20 protein-coding genes are annotated in these 21,115 nt (G+C 63.9%); 16 read left to right on the top strand and 4 right to left on the bottom strand.

What is annotated here, in order from left to right; genetic code table 11:
- The 4 genes from ACE039_RS02960 to map all read right to left on the bottom strand — a co-directional run.
- Positions 1 to 168 (bottom strand): disulfide bond formation protein B (locus tag ACE039_RS02960; RefSeq protein WP_485811482.1); only part of this gene is annotated, 168 nt, incomplete at its 3' end.
- Between the two features lie 51 nt (positions 169 to 219).
- Positions 220 to 933: a MarC family protein gene (locus ACE039_RS02955; RefSeq protein WP_006223445.1), complete on the bottom strand. Its 714-nt coding sequence runs from the start codon at positions 931 to 933 to the stop codon at positions 220 to 222.
- Positions 934 to 1,008: 75 nt separating this feature from the next.
- A complete protein-coding gene (locus ACE039_RS02950) occupies positions 1,009 to 3,615 on the bottom strand; it encodes a [protein-PII] uridylyltransferase (RefSeq protein ID WP_448708447.1) in 2,607 nt (868 codons plus the stop codon).
- A 19-nt stretch (positions 3,616 to 3,634) separates the two neighbouring features.
- Positions 3,635 to 4,456 (bottom strand): type I methionyl aminopeptidase, encoded by an 822-nt coding sequence (gene map / locus ACE039_RS02945; protein WP_105559722.1) that lies wholly within the window; start codon positions 4,454 to 4,456, stop codon positions 3,635 to 3,637.
- A gap of 833 nt (positions 4,457 to 5,289) precedes the next feature.
- On the opposite strand from map, the gene rpsB reads away from it, so the two are divergent.
- The 16 genes from rpsB (at position 5,290) to ACE039_RS02865 (ending at position 20,994) form a co-directional block, all read left to right on the top strand.
- Positions 5,290 to 6,039 carry a 30S ribosomal protein S2 gene (gene rpsB, locus ACE039_RS02940; protein WP_105559721.1) on the top strand — a complete coding sequence of 250 codons (750 nt, stop codon included), beginning with the start codon at positions 5,290 to 5,292 and terminating at the stop codon, positions 6,037 to 6,039.
- 179 nt (positions 6,040 to 6,218) lie between these two features.
- A complete protein-coding gene (gene tsf, locus ACE039_RS02935) occupies positions 6,219 to 7,097 on the top strand; it encodes a translation elongation factor Ts (RefSeq protein ID WP_105559719.1) in 879 nt (292 codons plus the stop codon).
- 117 nt (positions 7,098 to 7,214) lie between these two features.
- Positions 7,215 to 7,931, top strand: a complete 717-nt coding sequence (pyrH, locus tag ACE039_RS02930; protein WP_006223440.1) for a UMP kinase — start codon at positions 7,215 to 7,217, stop codon at positions 7,929 to 7,931.
- 15 nt (positions 7,932 to 7,946) lie between these two features.
- Positions 7,947 to 8,507, top strand: a complete 561-nt coding sequence (gene frr / locus ACE039_RS02925) for a ribosome recycling factor (protein WP_006223439.1) — start codon at positions 7,947 to 7,949, stop codon at positions 8,505 to 8,507.
- 177 nt (positions 8,508 to 8,684) lie between these two features.
- Entirely contained in the window at positions 8,685 to 9,449 is a 765-nt protein-coding gene (gene uppS / locus ACE039_RS02920) for a polyprenyl diphosphate synthase (protein WP_105559718.1), read from the top strand.
- Between the two features lie 52 nt (positions 9,450 to 9,501).
- On the top strand, positions 9,502 to 10,359 hold the full coding sequence (locus ACE039_RS02915; protein WP_485821639.1) for a phosphatidate cytidylyltransferase: 858 nt from the start codon (positions 9,502 to 9,504) through the stop codon (positions 10,357 to 10,359).
- On the top strand, positions 10,356 to 11,555 hold the full coding sequence (locus ACE039_RS02910) for a 1-deoxy-D-xylulose-5-phosphate reductoisomerase (RefSeq protein WP_485821638.1): 1,200 nt from the start codon (positions 10,356 to 10,358) through the stop codon (positions 11,553 to 11,555). Before ACE039_RS02915 ends, ACE039_RS02910 begins: the two co-directional genes overlap by 4 nt.
- A gap of 44 nt (positions 11,556 to 11,599) precedes the next feature.
- The gene (gene rseP, locus ACE039_RS02905; protein ID WP_448708450.1) at positions 11,600 to 12,931 is read left to right on the top strand and encodes an RIP metalloprotease RseP; all 1,332 of its coding nucleotides are present in this window, start codon (positions 11,600 to 11,602) and stop codon (positions 12,929 to 12,931) included.
- Between the two features lie 53 nt (positions 12,932 to 12,984).
- Complete coding sequence (gene bamA, locus ACE039_RS02900) at positions 12,985 to 15,318, top strand: outer membrane protein assembly factor BamA (RefSeq protein WP_313459831.1); 2,334 nt, start codon at positions 12,985 to 12,987, stop codon at positions 15,316 to 15,318.
- Positions 15,319 to 15,427: 109 nt separating this feature from the next.
- Positions 15,428 to 15,988 carry an OmpH/Skp family outer membrane protein gene (locus ACE039_RS02895; RefSeq protein WP_313459829.1) on the top strand — a complete coding sequence of 187 codons (561 nt, stop codon included), beginning with the start codon at positions 15,428 to 15,430 and terminating at the stop codon, positions 15,986 to 15,988.
- A 17-nt stretch (positions 15,989 to 16,005) separates the two neighbouring features.
- Positions 16,006 to 17,103, top strand: coding sequence for a UDP-3-O-(3-hydroxymyristoyl)glucosamine N-acyltransferase (gene lpxD, locus ACE039_RS02890; protein ID WP_485821637.1), 1,098 nt, complete (start codon positions 16,006 to 16,008; stop codon positions 17,101 to 17,103).
- 67 nt (positions 17,104 to 17,170) lie between these two features.
- Positions 17,171 to 17,626 (top strand): 3-hydroxyacyl-ACP dehydratase FabZ, encoded by a 456-nt coding sequence (gene fabZ, locus ACE039_RS02885; RefSeq protein WP_448708452.1) that lies wholly within the window; start codon positions 17,171 to 17,173, stop codon positions 17,624 to 17,626.
- Positions 17,627 to 18,421: an acyl-ACP--UDP-N-acetylglucosamine O-acyltransferase gene (lpxA, locus tag ACE039_RS02880; protein ID WP_105559707.1), complete on the top strand. Its 795-nt coding sequence runs from the start codon at positions 17,627 to 17,629 to the stop codon at positions 18,419 to 18,421.
- Positions 18,418 to 19,614 (top strand): lipid-A-disaccharide synthase, encoded by a 1,197-nt coding sequence (gene lpxB, locus ACE039_RS02875; RefSeq protein ID WP_448708454.1) that lies wholly within the window; start codon positions 18,418 to 18,420, stop codon positions 19,612 to 19,614. The genes lpxA and lpxB overlap by 4 nt, the downstream gene beginning before the upstream one ends.
- Positions 19,601 to 20,209: a ribonuclease HII gene (gene rnhB / locus ACE039_RS02870; RefSeq protein WP_485821636.1), complete on the top strand. Its 609-nt coding sequence runs from the start codon at positions 19,601 to 19,603 to the stop codon at positions 20,207 to 20,209. The genes lpxB and rnhB overlap by 14 nt, the downstream gene beginning before the upstream one ends.
- Positions 20,206 to 20,994, top strand: a complete 789-nt coding sequence (locus ACE039_RS02865) for a TrmH family RNA methyltransferase (RefSeq protein WP_448708455.1) — start codon at positions 20,206 to 20,208, stop codon at positions 20,992 to 20,994. The genes rnhB and ACE039_RS02865 overlap by 4 nt, the downstream gene beginning before the upstream one ends.
- The last annotated feature ends 121 nt before the right edge of the window (positions 20,995 to 21,115 follow it).

Here is a 21,115-nt window from a genome sequence, read left to right as displayed (position 1 = left end):
GCCGCCGATCAAGGCGACGACCCCGATCACCAGGTAGATCAGGCGCTGCATGACGCACCAGGCGCACGGCGGCATGTCAAAAACATGCTGGGAGACGAGGGCCACGCCGACGGCGCCGAAGCAGAACAGGGCGATCAGGCGAAGCAGGCGTTCGGAACGAGTGGTCATTGTTGTTGCGGATAGCGGGTTGGTCGGGGCGGGATCTACGTCCAGCTTGGCTTAGGCCTTGGGAATCGGAATTGGTTGCATGACTTGCGTCAACACGCCCAGCATCAGGTCGCGCGCGCCTTCCCAGAAGATCTGTACGCCCAGGCAAAGCATGATGAAGGCGGATAGCCGCATGAACACGGCGGTGCCGTTGTCGCCCAGCCGGTGCAGCATCTGCGCGGCGAAGCGCAGGCAGATATAGAGCGTCAGCGATACGGCGATGATGCCGGGGATCGAGCCGCCCAGCCGCACCAGGCTCAACACGTGGTTCTGGTCGCGCAGCGAAACGCCCACGGTGATGGCGGCCGCGATCGAGCCCGGGCCGCAACTGATCGGGAAGGTCAATGGATAAAAGGCGCGGGCCTTGGCCATTTCCGGCGTGAAGGACTCGGCCATGCGCGCCACGCGTTCGGTATCGGCATCGGGCGAATTCACCAGCCGCCACGCGCTGGCAATCACCAGCATGCCGCCGCCGACCCGCACGATGGACAGCGAAATGCCGAAGAAGCTCAGCAGCACGTTGCCGGCCACCATGGCCACGATCAGCATCAGGCAAACATTGATCGCCACCCGTTTGGCCAGCACCATCCGCGTGGACGATGAGGCGCCTTCGGTTAACGACAAGAAAATGGGCGCGATGGCCGGCGGGTTCAAGAAGGGCAGAAGCGTGGCCAGCGCGAAGAAAAAGCTGCCACCGAAAACGCGCAAATAGTCATTGAGCTGCATGGGAGCGGGCATCGCCGGGCCGAAAACCCGGATTGTATGCGGTCCGGGGTGGTCTGGCGATGCCTGGGGGCCGGATCAGGCGACGCGCTGCTGCGCCTCTTCGCCGGCCAGCGCGTCCAGCACGTCGCGTTCGAACTGCATCTGGCTGCGGGGGCGCGCCAAGGTCGAGCCGTCCACGATGAAAACGTCTTCCACGCGGTCGCCCAAGGTCATGATCTTGGCCATGAGCAGGTTGACCTCGTGCTGGGCGAATACGCGCGCCAGCGCGTGCAGCAGCCCGGGGCGGTCGGTCGCGGTGACCGACAGGCGCCACGAGGTGCTGCGCTCGTCGGGCTGCAGCTCGGCTTGCGGCATGACGGGGAACACCCGCGACACCCGCGACTGCCGGTTGCGGCCGTAGTAGCCTCCGCGATTCGGTTGCGTCTGGGCGGCCGCGTGCGGGTCCTTCAGGCGTTCGGCCAGCTCGTGCTCGACCAGCGTGGCCTGGGCGCGCAGATCGCTGGCCCCTTCGGGCAGCAGCACGATGAAGCTGTCCAGCGCCCAGCCATGCCGCGTGGTGTGAATGCGCGCGTCCTGAATGGACAGGCTCTTGGCGTCGAAGTAGCCGCAGATGGCCACGAACAGGTCTGGCGCGTCGCGGGTGTAGACCATGATCTGCAGGCCTTCGCCCTGTTCGGTGGGGCGCGCCTTGACGACGGCCTGCGCGGGCGCGACCTGATGGTACAGGTGGCGCGTGTGCCACGCGATGTCCGAGGCGTCGTGGCGCAGGAAATAGGCCACGTCCAGCTGGTTCCAGAAGGCCTCGCGAGCGTCGTCGCGCAGGCCGGCCAGTCGGGTCAGGCGGGCGGCTTCTTCCTTGCGTTCGGTCAGCACGGTGTGGGCGTCGGCGTGGGCGCCGCCCAACGCTGCCAGCGTCAACTTGTACAGGTCTTCCAGCAGCTTGCCTTTCCAGGCATTCCAGACTTTGGGGCTGGTGCCGCGGATATCGGCCACCGTCAACAGGTAAAGCGCGGTCAGATGGCGTTCGTCTTTGACGGTGGCGGCAAAGTCCTGCACCACCGCCGGGTCGGACAGGTCGCGCTTTTGCGCCACGGCCGACATCAGCAGGTGCTGGCGCACCAGGAATTCCGCCAGCTTGGCGTCTTCGGGGTCCATGCCGTGGTCTTGCGCGAACTTGCGCACTTCGCGCGCGCCCAATTCGGAGTGGTCGCCGCCCCGGCCCTTGGCGATGTCGTGGAACAGCGCCGCCACGTACAGCACCCAGTGCCGGTCCAGGCCGGCAATCAACTGGCTGGCCAGTGGATACTCCTGAGCGTGTTCGGGCATGGTGAACCGGCGCAGGTTGCGCACCACCGCCAGCGTGTGCTGGTCAACCGTGTAGGCGTGGAACAGGTCGTGCTGCATCTGGCCGACGATGCGGCGGAACACCGGCAGATAGCGCGGCAGGATATTCAGCATCGTCATGCGCCGCAGCTCGTGCACGATGCCGCGCGGCTGCTGCAGGATCTGCAGGAACAGCTTGCGGTTGACCGGGTTGCGGCGGAACTGCGCGTCGATGCGGTGGCGCGAATGCCAGATGGCGCGCAGCGTGCGGGCCGACATGCCCGTCAATTCGGGGTGTTGCTGCATGACCAGGAAGGCGCGCAGCAGCAGCGTGGGATTGCGTTCGAAGCCGTCGTCCCGAATGATGTCCAGGCGATCGCGCAGATTGCGGAAATCGTCGTCGATGTCGCGCGCGTCGCTGTCGGGGCGCGGAAACAGGCGTTCTTCGATGTTCTGCACCAGGATGCCGTTCAGCTGGGTGACCAGCCGCGCCGCCCAGTAGTAGCGCTGCATCAGCAGTTCGCTGCCGCGCCGCGTGGCGGTGGCATGAATGCCGTAGACCTCGGCCAGCGCCGGCTGCAGGTCGAACAGCACGCGGTCCTCGCGGCGGTTCGACAGCAAGTGCAATTCGATGCGCAGGCGCTTGAAGGCCTGCTCGGCCTTTCGCAGGTCGCGCGCTTCGGATGACGTCAGCAGGCCCGCCTGGGCCACCGATCGCCAGCTATTGCCGAATCCGGCCGCGCGCGCCATCCACAGGATCACCTGCAGGTCGCGCAGGCCGCCGGGCGACTCCTTGCAGTTCGGTTCCAGGGCATAGGGCGTGTCATGGTAGCGGGCATGGCGCTGCTGCATCTCGACGCGCTTGGCGCGGAAGAAGGCACGCGGGTCCAGCCGGGATTTGGTCGCAGCGTCGAATTTCTTCATCAGCGTGCGGCTGCCGGCCAGCCAGCGCGATTCCAGCAGCGCGGTTTCGACCGTGATGTCGGCGTCGGCTTCGCGCTCGCAATCTTCGATGGTCCGCACGCTGTGGCCGGGCTCCAGACCCAGGTCCCACAGCGACGCCACCAGCCGTTCAATGGCGGTTTCGTCCTCGCGCGTGGGGGCGTGCGGCAGCAAGATCAGCAGATCTACGTCGGAATGCGGGTAAAGTTCGCCGCGGCCATAACCGCCTACGGCAGCCAGCGTGGCGCCAACCGGCAGGGGGCAATGCTTGATCAGGTCGCGAAGCGCCGCATCCACGATGCGCCGCAGCTCGGACAGCAGCGTGTCCGGCCGTTCGTGCTCCCGGAACTGGGCCACCGCGGCCCGCCGGGATTGCTGGATGCGTTCACGCAGGGAGCTCAAAATTTCGGCGGTCATAGCGGCGGGCGGCAGGGCCTCAGACGGCGGGGATGACGATGGGCTCGGTAATGAATGCAGGCGGCTGCGGCATGCCCGGCGATAGCGTCAGCACTTCGTAGCCGGTGTCGGTCACGCAGACAGCATGCTCCCATTGCGCCGACAGGCTGTGGTCGCGGGTCACGACCGTCCAGCCGTCGGACAGCTGGCGGATCTCCCGGCGGCCGGCGTTGATCATGGGCTCAATGGTGAAAAGCATGCCCGTCACCAATTTCACGCCCGTGCCGGGCTTGCCGTAATGCAACACCTGCGGATCTTCATGGAAACGCTGGCCGATGCCATGGCCGCAGAACTCGCGCACCACCGAAAAGCCGTGGGACTCGGCGTGCTTCTGGATCGCGTTGCCGACATCGCCCAACGTGGCCCCGTTTTTCACCTGCTGGATGCCTTTCCACATGCACTCGAACGTGATGTCGGTCAGGCGCCGAGACAGGATGGATTGCTCGCCCACGGCGTACATGCGGCTTGTGTCGCCGAACCAGCCGTCCTTGATGATGGTGACGTCGATGTTCAGCGAGTCGCCGTTTTTCAGCACTTTGTCACCCGGGATGCCATGGCAGACCTGGTGGTTCACGGACGTACAGATGGCGCCGGTGAAGGGCGGGTAGCCGGGCGGGGCGTAGCCGACGGTGGCTGACTTCACTTTCAGTTCGTCAGTCAGGTATTCCAGGCAGAGACGGTCCAGCTCACCGGTGGTGACACCCGGCTTCACGTGGGGGGTGATGAAATCGAGGACTTTGGCGGCGTCCTGGCAGGCGGCGCGCATCTTGGCCAGGTCGGCCGGGTTGGTAATTGTGCCCATGGAGTAACTTGACGATCTCTCGCTTGAATGTCTGCTTGAAAGAATAGTAGAATTATAGGCTTCCCTAAAATTTTGGGGAGCAATCGGGTTACGGCAAGAGCCGATTCCAGTGGATGTGGCCAAAAATGGCCCGGCATGGATCAGCCAATAAGTTTGTCCTAAGCGTTTGTTAGTCAGTCAGCCAATCCCATGAGATCGGCGGCAAGCCCTGAAGTTTCACCGCAAGCGAAGGTTGTGGAGCGAAATCGGGCGGGTCGTCAGGCTCTGGGGCAGGTGGGCAGGCCGGGCGTAAGGGGCAGGGTACTGGCAGGATGTGTGCGGGGGCGTTCAAGGCCAAGAAAGCTGGGGCACGGCGTGCTTGTAATCCCGGTCATGTTTTAGAGCGGCGATGCAGGTTCGGTATGGGCGTCGGATTAAGTTCTTGAAAACACTCGTGTTTTCTTAAGAAATGCCCCGGTGGCCTGATGCGCATGGCGCGGTGATCTTGGTGGCTGCAAAGCCCTGTGGTTGCACAAGCCCAATGCGAAGAGCTGGATTTCGCTGCCAACAAAACAAGTCCGGGTGCGCTGAACGGGCAACCGCCGGAAACTTCCAGGATATTCCTGGAGTGTCTGGGTCAGCGCAATGCAAGTGTGCGGTGCAAGGCTCTCGTCGTGGCGGCCGTCTGGGTTTATCGCGGCAGCGTAGTATGTTTATTGCGGCAGTGATCGGTCGGCCCGGTTAAAATTTTTGTCCATCCCGCATGTTGCGGGAAATCGCGCGCAACACCACCCAGGGTGTCAGCCAGATGCTGATGCAGGTGCGGCGCAAGAAATCAACCCTTGGAGAATTACATGTCTTTGATGCGCGAAATGCTGGAAGCGGGTGTCCACTTTGGTCACCAGACCCGTTACTGGAACCCCAAGATGGCTCAGTACATCTTCGGCCACCGCAACAAGATTCACATCATCAACCTGGAAAAGACGGTTGATAAGTACCAGGAAGCCACCAAGTTCGTGAAGCAGCTGGCTGCTCGCGGCGGCAACATCCTGTTCGTCGGCACCAAGCGCGCTGCACGCGACCTGGTTGCTTCCGAAGCGGCCCGTTGCGGCATGCCCTTCGTCGACGCCCGCTGGCTCGGCGGCATGCTGACCAACTTCAAGACGGTCAAGACCTCGGTCAAGCGCCTGAAGGACATGGAAGTCATCGTCGCCGACGGCGGCGCTGAGCGCATGATCAAGAAGGAAGGCCTGCTGTTCCAACGCGAACTGGACAAGCTGAACAAGTCGATCGGCGGCATCAAGGACATGAACGGTCTGCCTGACGCCATGTTCGTCATCGACGTCGGCTACCACAAGATCGCCATCGCTGAAGCCAAGACGCTGGGCATCCCCGTGGTCGCCGTGGTTGACACCAACCACTCGCCCGACGGCATCGACTACGTCATCCCCGGCAACGACGACTCGGCCAAGGCCATCGCGCTGTACGCCAAGGGCATCGCCGACGCCGTGCTGGAAGGCCGCGAACAGAACCTGAACGGTCTGGTCGAAGAGCAGGGTGAAGGTCAGGAAGAGTTCGTCGAAGTGCAGGACAACCAGGCCTAAGCCTGTTGTCATGTCCGGCGGTTAGTGTCCGGGAGCGGCTCTGAACAAGGTCCGTTCCCGCCTCGCCGGCACTGCGAAGGTGGGCTCCCATCTTCCGAACCCGCGAATCGCGGGCGTCCCATCGAATCAAATCACTGCCCCGGCGAGCCGGGGCGTGTCTTAGCAAAATTGGAGCAAACATGGCTGAAATTACCGCTGCCCTGGTCAAGGAACTGCGCGAGAAGACCGACGCGCCCATGATGGAGTGCAAGAAGGCCCTGACGGAAGCCGAAGGCGACCTGGTTCGCGCCGAGGAAATCCTGCGCGTCAAGCTGGGCAACAAGGCCAGCAAGGCCGCTGCCCGCGTCACCGCCGAAGGCCTGATCGGTCTGTTCATCTCCGCCGACGCCAAGCAAGGCGCCGTGATCGAAATCAACTGCGAAACCGACTTCGTTGCCAAGAACGACGACTTCGTCGGTTTTGTGAACAAGCTGGCCGAGCTGGTCGCCACGCAGAACCCGGCCGACGTTGCCGCTCTGTCGGCGCTGCCCTACGGCGACGGCACGGTTGAAACGACCCGCACCGCCCTGATCGGCAAGATCGGCGAGAACATCTCGATCCGCCGCTTCGAGCGCATCCAGACCCCGAACTCGCTGGCCAGCTACGTGCACGGCGGCAAGATCGGCGTGCTGGTGGAATACACCGGCGCCGAAGAAGTGGGCAAGGACCTGGCGATGCACATCGCCGCCACCAAGCCCAAGGCGCTGAATGCCGACGGCGTGAACCCGGCCGACATCGCCGCTGAACGTTCGGTCGCCGAGCAAAAGGCCGCCGAGTCCGGCAAGCCCGCCGAAATCGTCGCCAAGATGGTCGAGGGTTCGGTTGCCAAGTACCTGAAGGAAGTGACGCTGTTGTCGCAGCCGTTCGTCAAGAGCGACAAGCACACGGTCGAGCAGCACCTGAAGGAAAAGGGCGCTTCGATCAGCAAGTTCGTGCTGTTCGTTGTCGGCGAAGGTATTGAGAAAAAGACCAGCGACTTCGCCGCTGAGGTTGCCGCCGCCGCCGCCGGCGCCGCCTGACCTCGGGGTAGTGCTTAAAGGCCGGCACTAGATTAAATTCTAGTCCGGCCTTTTTCGCCGCAGGGCTCCCCATTCTTGTCTTACACTTTCGTCGGATTGTTCTTCGGGATATCACCTATGAGCAGCAGAGCATACAAACGGGTTCTTCTCAAACTTTCCGGCGAGGCGCTGATGGGCGATGATGCATTTGGCATCAATCGCGCCACCATCGTCCGCATGACCGATGAGATCGCCGAGGTCGCCGCGACAGGCGTCGAACTGGCCATCGTCATCGGCGGAGGTAACATTTTCCGTGGCGTCGCCCCGGGTGCGCAGGGCATGGACCGCGCCACCGCCGACTACATGGGCATGATGGCCACCATCATGAACGCGCTGGCGCTGCAAGACGCGCTCAAGCACAAGGGTATCGACACCCGCGTACAATCCGCCCTGAACATCGATCAGGTCGTTGAACCCTACATCCGCCCGAAGGCCTTGCGTTACCTCGAAGAGGGCAAGGTAGTCATCTTCGCCGCGGGCACGGGCAACCCCTTCTTCACCACCGATACCGCCGCCGCGCTCCGCGGCGCTGAAATCGGTGCCGAGATCGTGTTGAAGGCCACCAAAGTGGACGGCATCTATAGCGCGGATCCCAACAAGGATCCCACCGCTACGCGCTATGCGCGGATCAGCTTCGATGAAGCGATCGTGCGCCGTCTGGAAGTCATGGACGCCACCGCGTTCGCGCTGTGCCGTGACCAGAAGCTGCCGATCAAAGTGTTTTCGATCAATAAGTCCGGCGCGCTCAAGCGAGTCGTCAGCGGCGAAGACGAAGGCACGTTGGTACACGTTTAAAGAAAAGGAAATTCCATGAGCGCCGCAGAAATTCGCAAATCCGCCGAAGACAGAATGTCCAAGTCGCTTGATACGCTCAAGATCAACCTGGGCAAGATCCGCACGGGCCGCGCCCATACCGGCATCCTGGACCACGTGCAGGTCGAGTATTACGGTTCGCCGGTGCCTGTCGGCCAGGTCGCCAACGTGAACCTCGTGGACGCCCGCACCCTCAGCGTGCAGCCCTACGAAAAGCAGATGTCTGGCCCGATCGAAAAGGCCATCCGCGAATCCGACCTGGGCCTGAACCCCATCTCGATGGGCGACACCATCCGCGTGCCGATGCCGGCCCTGACGGAAGAGCGCCGCCGCGACCTCACCAAGGTCGTGCGCAGCGAAGGCGAAGATGCCAAGATCGCCGTGCGCAACCTGCGCCGCGAAGCGAACGAAGCACTGAAGAAGCTGGTCAAGGACAAAGAGATCTCTGAAGACGACGAGCGTCGTTCGCAGGACGATGTCCAAAAGCTGACCGATCGCGCCGTGGCCGACATCGACAAGATGGTCGTCCAGAAAGAAGCGGAAATCATGACCGTATAATTCCAGATCGCCTTGGGGCGGACGGTTTGTTCCGTTCGTCCCGGCATCAGGATTTCTTGCCTATGCGCCGTCCTTTCCATTGCCCCGCAGCACCTTCATGCAGCAGCGATGGAACGACGGCGCAGGTTTTTCTCCCGTATTTCTGATTTCGCCGGTCTTCCGCGCAGTCCCCAATCCATGGCAACCAGTTCGACCCAGGCGGTTCCCGATACTCGCGATATCCCCGAGCACGTCGCCATCATCATGGATGGCAATGGCCGGTGGGCGACGCGTCGGTTGCTGCCCCGCACGGCGGGGCACGCCAAGGGCGTACAGGCCGTGCGCCGCGTGGTCGAAGCCTGCGGCCGCGCCGGCGTGCGCTACCTGACCCTGTTCGCTTTCAGTTCCGAGAACTGGCGCCGGCCTGCTGAAGAGGTGTCGCTGCTGATGCGCCTGTTCGTGCAGGCCCTGGAGCGCGAGATCGGTAAACTGGAAGAGCAGGGCGTGCGCCTGCATGTCATCGGCGACCTGAGCGCATTCGAGCCCCGCTTGCAAGAGCTGATCTTCGCTGCCCAGGAGCGCACCGCGCACAACGACCGCCTGCACCTGACCGTGGCCGCCAACTACGGCGGCCGCTGGGACATCCTGCAGGCCACCCGCGCCATGTTGGCGGAGGAGCCGACGCTTGCCTCCCATCCTGAAAAAGTCGATGAAGAGCGGCTGGCCCGGCACCTTTCCATGTCCTGGGCGCCCGAGCCCGACCTGTTCATCCGCACGGGCGGCGAACAGCGCATTTCCAATTTCCTGATCTGGCAGATGGCCTACGCGGAGTTCTACTTCACGGACCGCTATTGGCCGGATTTCGGCGCCGCAGAGCTGCAAGCGGCTTTTGACTGGTATCGCACCCGCGAACGGCGCTTTGGCCGCACCAGCGCGCAAGTCAGCGAAAACGGCGCGCAATAAGCAGACGGCGACGAGCGCGCCTTTCCAAAGCAGCACACGAGGAGACCATCACATGTTGGGTCAGCGTATTGTTACCGCCGTCATTCTGTTGGCCGTTCTGGCCGCCGCGATGATCAGCGCCAATCCCTGGTGGTTTGTTGCCTTGCTGGCCCTGGCCGCCGCATGCGCCAACTGGGAGTGGTTGCGCCTGACGCTCCCGCAGCCGCCATCCCCCCTGATTTCCGTGGGTATTCCCGTGTTGCTGTTCGGCGGCATGCTGGCGCTGACCTCCGCATGGCTGACCGGCGACGGGACCGGCGCGAGCAACCCCGCCTGGGTGCTGTACTACGTTGTGCCTGCCGTCTGCGCGGTGTGGCTGTTCGGTGGCGTCGCCGCCGTGGTCCGCGGGCGCTCCGATGCGGCGCCGGCCAGCCTGGGTTGGTCCGTTTTTTCGGTGCCCGCCGCATTTGCCGCCTGGGCGGTGCTGGCGCAGATGTTCATGGCCCGTGGCGCGGGTTTCGTGGTGTCGCTGCTGGCCCTGGTCTGGGTCGCGGATATTGCCGCCTATTTTGCCGGCCGGGCTTTCGGCAAGCGTAAACTGGCTCCGCGCGTCAGTCCCGGCAAGACGATCGAAGGCGCCATCGCCGGTGTGCTGGGCGCCGTGATCTGGGTCGGTCTGTCCAGCTTGTGGGCGGACTCGTTCGGCTATGCCTTGGTCGAACGCTGGAGCTTCTGGCTGGCGTTGCCGATTGCGGCGCTGCTGGGCGTGCTGTCCATTGTGGGAGACCTGTTCGAGTCGCTGCTCAAGCGTCGGGCCGGCCGCAAGGATTCCAGCACGCTGTTGCCCGGTCACGGTGGCGTCTATGACCGCATTGACGCGATTCTTCCCGTCGCGCCGTTCGCGCTACTTTTGTCTGGAGTGTTGTTTTGAGGGCTTTTCAACGCGTCGTCGTGCTGGGGTCGACGGGATCGATCGGTGAAAGCACGCTGGATGTGATTGCCCGCCACCCCGAGCGGCTGGCGGTTTACGCGCTGTCGGCGCACAGCCGCATGGAGCGCCTGGCCGAGCAGGCGCAGGCCAGTCGCGCCGCCGTGGTGGTGGTGCCCGACGAGGCGGCTCGCAAGCGGTTCGCCGCCGCCTGGGCCGGCGGCCAGCCCATGCCCGAAGTCCGGGTCGGTGCGCAAGCCCTGGCCGATACGGCCGCGGACCCTCAATGCGATTCGGTCATGGCCGCGATCGTCGGCGCAGCCGGCTTGCCGGCTGCGCTTGCCGCCGCCCGCCCCGGCAAGCGCGTGCTGCTGGCCAACAAAGAGGCGCTGGTCGCCGCCGGCTCGCTCTTCATGCAGGCTATTCGCGATAACGGCGCGGAATTGCTGCCTATCGACAGCGAACACAACGCTATTTTTCAATGCATGCCGCACGGCGGGCGGGCCGGTGCACCGGATGCGCCGGCACCCGGCGTACGTCGGCTGCTGCTTACCGCGTCGGGCGGCCCGTTCCGCAACCGCGACCTCGAAGACTTGCACGAGGTGACCCCCGACCAGGCCTGCGCCCATCCCAACTGGAGCATGGGCCGCAAGATTTCCGTCGATTCCGCGACCATGCTCAACAAAGGCCTGGAAGTGATCGAGGCGCACTGGCTCTTTGCCATGCCCGCGGATCGCATCGAGGTCGTGGTGCACCCCCAAAGCGTCGTGCATTCCATGGTCGAGTACGAAGACGGCTCGATCCTGGCGCAACTGGGCCAACCCGACATGCGAACCCCGATCGCCTATGGGCTGGGGTTTCCCGAGCGGCTCGATAGCGGGGTAGGCCCGCTGGACCTGACCCGCCTGGGCCGGCTCGATTTCGAAAAGCCGGATCTGGCCCGCTTTCCGTGCCTGGCGCTGTCGTTCGCGGCGCTGCGGGCGGGGCAGGCTGCCTGCGTCGCGCTCAACGCCGCCAACGAGGTTGCCGTCGATGCGTTTTTGGGTGGCCGGCTTGCCTATACCTGGATCCCGCGGGTGATCGAGGCTTCCCTGGAGTGGCAGGCACGGCAAGCATCTGTTACGCTCGGCAGTCTTGACGACGTGCTTGCGCTGGATTCCGAAGCGCGCATCTTCGCAGGTAACCTGGGGCTGGCCTGATGGCTGGCCGCGCTTGTTTTCAGATTTTCTAGATCCCGATCCCGATGCTTTTCACCCTGCTGGCCTTTGCGGTAGCGCTTGGCTCCCTGATCATCTTCCATGAGCTGGGACATTATTGGGTGGCCCGCCTGTGCGGGGTGAAAGTGCTGCGTTTCTCGGTAGGCTTCGGCAAGGTCATCCTGCGCCGCACGGACCGTCATGGCACGGAATGGGCGGTTTCCGCCTTGCCGCTGGGCGGCTACGTCAAGATGCAGGACGATCCGCCTCCCGGCGCTTCCGCTGCTGAAGTGGCCAGCTCGTTCAACAACAAGTCGGTCGGCCAGCGCATCGCCATCGTCGCCGCCGGCCCCATTTTCAACCTGATCCTTGCCGTCTTCCTGTATGCCGGGCTGAACATGGCCGGCACCGACGAGCCGCAAGCCATCATTGCCCAGCCTGCCGCCGACACGCCTGCGTCGCAGGCCGGCCTGCTGCCCGGCGACCGCATCCTGGCGATTGACGGCCAGGAGGTCAATTCCTGGTCCGACGCCCGCTGGCGCCTGATGGACGTCATGGCCACCGGCGGCCGTGCCCAGATCGAGGTCAGCACGCCCGCAGGCGCCGTCCAGCAGCGCGAACTGAATCTTCCCGCCAACGCGATGGATCCCTCCGGCGGCGATCCGCTCGCCGCAGCCGGCATCCGTCTGGCCCAACCGAAGCCTGCCGTGCGCGCCGTCAACGACGGCGGGGAAGGGCAGGCGGCCGGCTTGCGTCAGGGCGACCTCGTCATCGCGGTGAACGGCCAGCCCACGCCCGACACGGGCGCGCTCGTCAAGCAGATCCAGGAAAGCGCTGGCAAGACGCTGGCGCTGACGCTGGTGCGCGACGGCGCTAACGTCACGCTGAACGTCACCCCGCGGCCGGAATTGGTCAACGGCCAGGAAATCGGCCGCTTGGGCGTGCAGCTCGGTGGCGATATCCCGATGGTCACGGTGCGCTATGGCATCTTCGAAAGCGTGTGGCGCGGCGCTGTGCGCACGTGGGACACCGCCTGGTTCTCGTTGCGCATGATGGGCCGCATGGTGACGGGTGATGTGTCCTGGCGCAATGTCAGCGGCCCCGTCACGATCGCGGATTACGCCGGCCAGACCGCAAGAATCGGAATTGTTGCGTATATCGCCTATATCGCCTTGATCAGTATCAGTCTTGGCGTACTAAATTTGCTTCCCATTCCTATGCTGGATGGAGGCCATCTGCTGTACTATCTCGTCGAAATTGTGCGGGGTAGCCCGCCGCCAGCGAGGTGGATCGATATCGGGCAGCGCGCCGGCATAGGTTTATTGGCAGGCCTCATGGGGCTTGCGCTGTTCAACGATTTCACGCGTTTATTCACGTAAGCGCGATTTAGCATAAAATCCCCCGCCATTTGCACGACCGAGGATACTCAAGGATGTCTTTTCGCCGGATGTTTCATCACAAAAAGGGTGTACTGCCGGGTCTCATCGCCGCATTAATGCTGCCGGCCATGGCCCAAGCCTTCGACCCTTTTGTCGTGCGGGATATCCGCGTAGAGGGTATTCAACGGACTGACGCCGGCACCGTCTTCGGTTATCTCCCCGTCAAGGTGGGCGAGAAATTCACCGAAGAAGAAGCCACGGAAGCGATCCGCCGCTTGTACGGCACGGGCTTCTTCACCGACGTGCAGATCCAGACGGACAACAACGTTGTCGTGGTCGTCGTGCAGGAACGCCCGACGATCGCCTCCGTCAACTTCAACGGCATGCGCGAATTCGACTCCAAGGCGATCACCACGTCGCTGGGGCAGGTCGGTTTTGCCGAAGGCCGCATTTTCGACCGTTCGATGCTTGAGCGCGCGGAATACGAACTGAAGCAGCAATACCTGTCCAAGGGCAAGTACGGCGTCGAAGTCACCTCCACCGTGACCCCGCTGCCGCGTAACCGCGTGGGCGTGAGCTTCGACGTGTTCGAAGGCGACGTTGCCCGCATCCAGGAAATTCGTTTCGTCGGCAACAAGGCGTTCTCCGAAGGCGACCTGCTTGATGAGTTCAAGCTGACCACGCCCGGCTGGCTGACCTGGTACACCGATACCGACAAGTACTCGCGCGAAAAGCTCGAGGGCGACCTCGAACGCCTGCGCTCGTTCTACCTGGACCAGGGTTACCTGGAGTTCTCGGTCGAACCCCCGCAGGTCACGATTTCCCCCGACCGCAAAGACATCCGCATCACGATTACGGTCCACGAAGGCGAGCCCTACAAGGTGCGCAGCGTGAAGCTGGCCGGCAACCTGCTGGGTCTGGACAAGGAAATCAACGCGCTGGTGCAGACCAAGCCGAACGAGACGTTCTCGGCCGCCAAGGCCAACGACTCGGCCAAAGCCATCACCGACTACCTGGGTGAACTGGGCTACGCGTTCGCCAACGTCAACCCGAACCCGCAGCTGGATCGCGCCAAGCACGAAGCCGACCTGACGTTCTACGTCGATCCCAGCCGCCGCGTTTATGTGCGCCGCATCCAGATCGGGGGCAACACCCGCACGCGCGACGAAGTCGTGCGCCGCGAAATGCGCCAGCAAGAGGCTGCCTGGTACGACGCGAAAGATATCAAGACCTCGCGCGACCGCGTTGATCGCCTGGGCTACTTCAGCGACGTCAACGTCAAGACCGATCCGGTTCCGGGCTCGCCCGACCAGGTCGACGTGAACGTCGACGTGAAGGAAAAACCCACCGGCATGATCAACCTGGGCGTGGGCTACGGCTCGTCCGAAAAGGCGATCCTGTCGGCCGGTATCAGCGAAGACAACGTCTTCGGCAGCGGCACCAACCTGACGCTGCAGTTGAACACCAGCAAGACGAACCGCGCGATCGTGCTGTCGCACACCGATCCGTACTGGACCAAGGATGGCATCAGCCGCACGACGTCCGCGTACTACCGCGTGACCGAACCCTGGAACAACAACGACGGCGACTATCGCGTCAAGGCGATCGGCCTGGGCATGAACTTCGGCATTCCGATCTCGGAATACGACCGGATCTTCCTGGGCGCGAACTTCGAACACAACCAGATCGACCTGTTCACGAATTCGCCGCAGGCCTACAAGGACTTCGTCGGCGAATACGGCGATTCCACGAACTCGGTGATCTTCAGCACGGGCTGGTCCAAGGACACGCGCGACAGCGCGCTGGCTCCGACCAAGGGTTCGTACACCCGCCTGAAGGCCGACGTGTCCACGGTCGACCTGCAATACACCATGCTGACCGGCCAGCAGCAGTATTTCGTGCCGCTAGGCGGTTCCTACACCCTGGCCTTGAACGGCATGGTGGATTGGGGCCGCAGCTACGGCAGCAAGAACTACCCGATCATCAAGAACGTGTACGCCGGCGGTATCGGCACCGTTCGTGGCTACGAAGGGTCGTCGCTGGGTCCGCGCGATACGCTCACGGGCGATTATCTGGGCGGCACGCGCCGCGTGATCGCCAACGCGCAGCTGTATCTGCCGTTCCCGGGCGCCTCGAAAGACCGCACGTTGCGCTGGTTCATCTTCAGCGACGCGGGCCAGGTGGCGGCGGGCAGCGGCTTGAGCTGCACGCGCGGACGTAACAACACCGAGGTCGAAGATCCTTGCGGCTGGCGCTTCTCGGCAGGTATCGGCCTGTCGTGGCAGTCGCCGATGGGCCCGCTGCAGTTGTCTTACGCCCGTCCGCTCAATTCCAAGGCGGGTGACGACAAGCAAAGCTTCCAGTTCCAGATCGGGACGGGTTTCTAAGCAAGCCGTTACGCTTGAAAACAAGGGAGGGGCCCCCTGGACCGGCTCCCTTGCTGTTTAGTGGCACAATACACACTTTGGCTTTGCCTTACTGGAAGGTGAGATTTTCATGATGTCTGATTTCGCACTTAAATCATCGAAGACGCCGGGCGTGAAACGCCGTGGCAAGCTGGGCGGCTCCATTGCCCTGGTGGGTGCGCTCATTCTCGGTTCGGCTGCTGCGATCCCCGCGCAAGCTCAAAACACCAAGATCGGCTTCGTCAACACCGAGCGGATTCTGCGTGAATCGGGCCCGGCCAAGACGGCGCAAAGCAAGATCGAAGCTGAATTCAAGAAGCGCGACGACGAACTCCAGCGCCTGAACAACAGCCTGCGTTCGCAAGCCGAGAAATTCGACAAGGATGCGCCTGTCCTGTCGGAGTCGGACCGCGTCAAGCGCCAGCGCGAACTGTCGAACCTGGACACCGACCTGCAACGCAAGCGTCGTGAATTCCAGGAAGACTTCAACCGCCGCCGCAATGAAGAGTTCTCGGGCATCGTGACGAAGGCCAACGAGGCCATCAAGCGCATCGCCGAGCAAGAAAGCTACGACCTGATCATCCAGGACGCCGTGACGGTCAACCCGCGCATCGACATCACCGACAAGGTGATTCAGAGCCTGGGCAAGTAAGCAGTACCCGTCGAGTTATGCCGGTTTTACTGGATCTTGCCCGCGCGCCAACACTTGAAGCACTGTTGAGCGCTGCCGACACCCAGGGAATGGACTGGCGTATCAGCGCGGTGCCCGGCGCGGACCCTTTGCGGGTCTGCGGCATCGGGACCCTGTCTTCGGCCGGCAGCCAGGAAATCGCTTTCCTGGCCAACCCCCGCTACCAGAGCCAACTTGGCGCCACGCAGGCAGGGGCGGTCATCGTCTCGGCCGACGTCGCCGAGGCGCTGGAAGCCGAGGGCGCCGCGCGGCCGCCGTTCGCGCTGGTCGTCTGTAAGCACCCCTATCTGCTTTACGCGCGCGTTGCGCAATGGTTCGATGCCGCCCGGCGGCCTGCGCAACCTGCCGCCACGCATCCTTCCGCGGTGATCGCGCCTGACGCGGTGATCGAAGAAGGCGTGCGTATCGGCCCTAATTGCGTGGTGGAAGCCGCGGCGCGTATCGGCCGCGATACGGTGTTGGGGCCGGGCTGCGTCATTGGCGCCGGGTCGTCCATCGGCGCGGGAAGCCGTTTGCATGCGCACGTCACGCTGTATGAAGGCGTGAAGGTCGGCGCGCGCGCCATCATCCATAGTGGCGCCGTGCTCGGTGCGGACGGATTCGGCTTTGCGCCGGATCCCACGCTGGGCAAGGGCGCCTGGGGCAAGATTCCCCAATTGGGTGGCGTGACTGTCGGCGCCGATGTCGAAATCGGGGCCAACACCACCATCGACCGTGGCGCCTTGGACGACACCGTGGTGGCGGACGGCGTCAAGCTGGACAACCAGATCATGGTGGCCCACAACGTGCGCATCGGCGCGCATACCGCCGTGGCGGCATGCGTCGGCATAGCGGGCTCGACCTCCATCGGCGAACGCTGCACCATCGGCGGCGCGGCGATGCTGTCGGGCCACCTGAGCCTGACCGACGACGTACATATATCGGGCGGCACCGCGGTGACGTCCAGCATTTCGAAGCCTGGCCGCTATACCGGGGTGTTCCCGTATGCGGAGCATGGCGAATGGCAGCGCAACGCAGCCGTGATACAACAGTTGGCGCAACTGCGCCGCCGCGTGCGGACGCTGGAAAAAGACTAGGGCGCGCGATTGCCGCCCTGGCGCGCACGCGCCAAAATTATTTCATTTCGCAGGAAAGCATAGAAAAATGGAACTCGACATCAAGGGGATCATGGAGAGGCTGCCGCATCGTTACCCGATGCTGCTGATCGATCGCGTCGTTGAAATGGTGCCCGGCAAATCCATTGTCGCCATCAAGAACGTCTCGATCAACGAACCGTTTTTCAGCGGCCACTTTCCTCACCATCCGGTGATGCCGGGCGTGCTCATCGTCGAAGCCATGGCGCAAGCCTCGGCCTTGTTTTCGTTCACGGATGAAAACGGCGGATTGAAGTGCGAAGGCTCCAAGACGGCGTACTACCTCGTCGGCATCGATGGCGCGCGCTTCCGCCGCCCCGTCGTGCCGGGCGACCAGTTGCGCATCGAGGTTGAAGCCGAACGCCTGAGCCGCAGCATCTGTAAATACGCCGCGCGCGCGACAGTCGACGGACAGGAAGTGGCGTCCGCCAAGCTGATGTGCGCGATCCGCAGCCTGGAAGAGTAAATGGCAGGACATATCCATCCTACCGCTGTCGTTGACCCGGCGGCAAAAATCGACCCGACCGCCGTGATCGGACCGTTCGCGGTGGTGGGGCCTGACGTGACGATCGGTGCGGGAACCGAGATTGGCCCGTACTGCATGGTCGACGGTGTCACGACCATCGGGCGTAATAACCGTTTTTACCGGTACTGCTCGATCGGCGGCATGCCGCAGGATAAGAAGTACGCGGGCGAAAAGACGCGCCTGACGATCGGCGACGGCAACACCGTGCGCGAATTCGTCACGCTGAATACCGGCACGGTGCAGGATGGCGGCGAAACGACGCTGGGCAATGACAACTGGATCATGGCCTATGTGCACGTCGCGCATGACTGCCACATCGGCAGCCATACGATCCTGGCCAATTCGGTCCAGCTGGGCGGGCACGTCCATGTGGGCGACTGGGCCATCATTGGCGGCTTGACCGGCGTGCACCAGTTCTCGCGCGTGGGTGCGCACACCATGACCGGTGGCAACAGTTCGCTGATGCAGGATTCGCCTCCGTTCGTGCTGGCGGCGGGCAACCCGTGCCGCCCCGTGGGCATCAACGTCGAAGGACTGAAGCGTCGGGGCTTTACCCCGGTGATGATTTCGGCGCTGCGTGAGGCCTACAAGATCATGTACCGCCGCGGCTTGCCGCTGGACGCGGCGCGCGCCGAGTTGCGCAAGCGCCAGCAAGACACGCCCGAGGCGGCCGAGCACCTGCAAACGCTGCTCGATTTCCTGGACGTCGCATCACGCGGCATCATTCGTCCATGAACACGCGGATCGGCATGGTGGCCGGCGAGCCTTCGGGCGATTTGCTGGCCGGACGCATCATTGCCGGTCTGCAAGCACGCGACGCCGGCGTTCGCTGCGAAGGTATTGGCGGGCCGCAGATGCAGGCCCGCGAGTTCGACACCTGGCATCCCATGCATGCGCTGACCGTATTCGGCTACGTAGACGCCTTGAAGCGGTTGCCCAGCCTGCTGGGCACGTATCGCGACGTCAAGCGCCGCTGGCTGGCTGAGCCGCCGAAGGTATTCGTGGGGATCGATGCCCCCGACTTCAACCTCCGGCTGGAACACCAACTACGCCTGGCCGGCACCCCCACGGTGCATTTTGTGGGCCCGTCCATCTGGGCCTGGCGTTACGAACGCATCCACAAGATCCGCGAATCGGTGTCGCACATGCTGGTGCTTTTCCCGTTCGAGGAAGAGATCTACCGGAAGGAGAACATTCCGGTGACGTATGTGGGCCACCCGCTGGCCGGCGCCATCCCGATGGAGCCGGACCGCGCCGCCGCCCGCGCAAGCTTGGGCATCGACCCGAACGCGCGCGTGCTGGCGATTTTGCCGGGTAGCCGTTCGTCCGAAATCCGGCTGCTGGCGCCGCGTTTTTTGCAGGCCGCCCAGTTGTTGATGAAGAAAGATCCTGCCCTGCAATGCGTCGTTCCCATGGTGAATGACCAGCGGCGCGCGGAATTCCAGGCGATTCTGGCGCAGCATCCGGTGCCCGGCCTGCGCTGCATCACCGCCGATGACCTGCATGGCGCCGGCGGCGACCGCAAGGCGCCCGTCGCCTGGTCCGTCATGGAAGCCGCCAACGCGGTGCTCGTGGCCAGCGGCACGGCCACGCTGGAAACGGCGCTGTACAAGCGCCCCATGGTGATTTCCTACGTATTGTCGCCTTGGATGCGTCGCATCATGACGTGGAAATCGGGGCAGCAGCGGCCGTATCTGCCCTGGGTCGGCCTGCCCAACGTGCTGCTGCGCGATTTCGCGGTGCCCGAATTGCTACAGGATGACGCCACGCCCGAAAAGCTGGCCGAGGCGACGTGGGCGTCCTTGACCGACGATGCGCTGATCGCCCGCGTCGAGTCCCGTTTTACCGCCATGCACCAGGAATTGCTGCGCGACACGCCAGCCCTGGCCGCCCAGGCGATCCTGGAGGTGGCGGGTGGAGCAGCCTGACCTGTTCGTGGCGCCGGCGCAACCGGCCCTGCTGACGGCAGGGGTGGACGAGGCCGGCCGTGGCCCGCTGGCGGGCGCCGTGTACGCGGCGGCAGTCATCCTGGACCCCGATCGGCCGATCGAGGGACTGGCCGATTCCAAAGTGCTGAAAGCCGCCACGCGCGAAGCGCTGGCGTTGCTGATCCAGGAACGCGCCCTGGCCTGGTGCGTGGCCAGCGCCAGCGTGGGCGAGATTGATTCCCTGAACATCCTGCGCGCCACCATGCTGGCGATGCAGCGGGCCGTCCAGGGCCTCTCCACGCCCGCCCAACTGGCGCTGGTGGACGGCAACCAGGCGCCCGAGCTGGCCTGCACGGTGCAGACCGTCATCAAGGGCGATGCCCTGGTCCCGGCGATCTCCGCGGCATCCATCCTGGCCAAAACCGCGCGCGATGCCGACCTGATGCGTTTGCACACGCTGTATCCGCAATACGCGTTCGACCAGCACAAGGGATATGGCACGGCGCTGCACCTGCAGTTGCTGCGCGAACACGGCCCCTGCGCCGAACATCGCCGCAGTTTCGCTCCCATCAAGGCTTTCGGCCTGGTCTCATGAAGCACATCAGTTCCCGCGACAATCCCGCGGTCAAGGCGCTGGCCAAGCTGGCGGGGTCGGCGGGCAAGCGCGGCGCGCCCGTGCTGCTGGACGGCGTCCACCTGTGTCAGGCCTGGCTGCAGCATCACGGCGCGCCTGACCAGGCCGTGTTCGACGTTGAGCGGCTGTCGCAGCCCGATATCGCAGCGCTGGCGGCCGCCGTGCCGGATGCCCGCTGCCTGGCGCTGGACGCGCGGCTGATGCAGTCGGTGGCCAGCGTGGAAAGCGGGCAGGGCGTTGCTTTCGTGGTGACGCCGCCGGTGCCGGAGTTGCCGGCGGACGTGCAAGAGAATTGCGTGCTGTTCGACCGTATCCAGGACCCCGGCAACGTCGGCACCTTGCTGCGCACCTGCGCGGCGGCGGGCGTGAAGCGCGTGTTCCTGGCAACCGGCACGGCCGCTGCCTGGTCACCGAAGGTGGTGCGCAGCGGGCAGGGCGCGCATTTTGCGCTGGCCATCCATGAACACGTCGACCTTGCCGGTTTGCTGCCGCGCCTGCGGGTGCCCTTGGTGGCGACCGCGCTGGACGGTGCGCAAGACCTGTACGACGGCAATCTGCCCGCGCACTGTGCCTGGGTCTTCGGGCACGAGGGCCAAGGGGTCGCTGCCGGCTTGCTGGCTGCGGCGCGCCTCAAAGTGCGTATCCCGCACGATATGGCGGCCGTCGAATCGCTGAATGTCGGGGCGGCTGCGGCAATCTGCCTGTTCGAGCAGCGTCGCCAGGCGCTGCGGACCCGCACTCGCTGACCGGTACTGCCGCACGCTGCGGATGAGCGCGATGCACATTTTGTAAAATTCAGTCGCCCTCATATACTTCATGCTTTATTTTTCCGAGGTGTCTATGGCGTCATCGCCGGTTCACAAGCTT

The organism is Achromobacter maghribensis (assembly GCF_057334215.1).
This window is presented reverse-complemented; position numbering and strand designations above follow the sequence as displayed.

Excerpts from the sequence above, each read along its gene's own strand:
- tsf (WP_105559719.1), top strand. The coding sequence starts at position 6,219 with ATGGCTGAAATTACCGCTGCCCTGGTCAAGGAACTGCGCGAGAAGACC.
- rseP (WP_448708450.1), top strand. The coding sequence starts at position 11,600 with ATGCTTTTCACCCTGCTGGCCTTTGCGGTAGCGCTTGGCTCCCTGATC.
- lpxB (WP_448708454.1), top strand. The coding sequence starts at position 18,418 with ATGAACACGCGGATCGGCATGGTGGCCGGCGAGCCTTCGGGCGATTTG.
- uppS (WP_105559718.1), top strand. The coding sequence starts at position 8,685 with ATGGCAACCAGTTCGACCCAGGCGGTTCCCGATACTCGCGATATCCCC.
- fabZ (WP_448708452.1), top strand. The coding sequence starts at position 17,171 with ATGGAACTCGACATCAAGGGGATCATGGAGAGGCTGCCGCATCGTTAC.
- rpsB (WP_105559721.1), top strand. The coding sequence starts at position 5,290 with ATGTCTTTGATGCGCGAAATGCTGGAAGCGGGTGTCCACTTTGGTCAC.
- ACE039_RS02865 (WP_448708455.1), top strand. The coding sequence starts at position 20,206 with ATGAAGCACATCAGTTCCCGCGACAATCCCGCGGTCAAGGCGCTGGCC.
- ACE039_RS02950 (WP_448708447.1), bottom strand. The coding sequence starts at position 3,615 with ATGACCGCCGAAATTTTGAGCTCCCTGCGTGAACGCATCCAGCAATCC.
- ACE039_RS02955 (WP_006223445.1), bottom strand. The coding sequence starts at position 933 with ATGCAGCTCAATGACTATTTGCGCGTTTTCGGTGGCAGCTTTTTCTTC.
- pyrH (WP_006223440.1), top strand. The coding sequence starts at position 7,215 with ATGAGCAGCAGAGCATACAAACGGGTTCTTCTCAAACTTTCCGGCGAG.
- bamA (WP_313459831.1), top strand. The coding sequence starts at position 12,985 with ATGTCTTTTCGCCGGATGTTTCATCACAAAAAGGGTGTACTGCCGGGT.
- ACE039_RS02915 (WP_485821639.1), top strand. The coding sequence starts at position 9,502 with ATGTTGGGTCAGCGTATTGTTACCGCCGTCATTCTGTTGGCCGTTCTG.
- ACE039_RS02895 (WP_313459829.1), top strand. The coding sequence starts at position 15,428 with ATGATGTCTGATTTCGCACTTAAATCATCGAAGACGCCGGGCGTGAAA.
- frr (WP_006223439.1), top strand. The coding sequence starts at position 7,947 with ATGAGCGCCGCAGAAATTCGCAAATCCGCCGAAGACAGAATGTCCAAG.
- lpxA (WP_105559707.1), top strand. The coding sequence starts at position 17,627 with ATGGCAGGACATATCCATCCTACCGCTGTCGTTGACCCGGCGGCAAAA.
- lpxD (WP_485821637.1), top strand. The coding sequence starts at position 16,006 with ATGCCGGTTTTACTGGATCTTGCCCGCGCGCCAACACTTGAAGCACTG.
- map (WP_105559722.1), bottom strand. The coding sequence starts at position 4,456 with ATGGGCACAATTACCAACCCGGCCGACCTGGCCAAGATGCGCGCCGCC.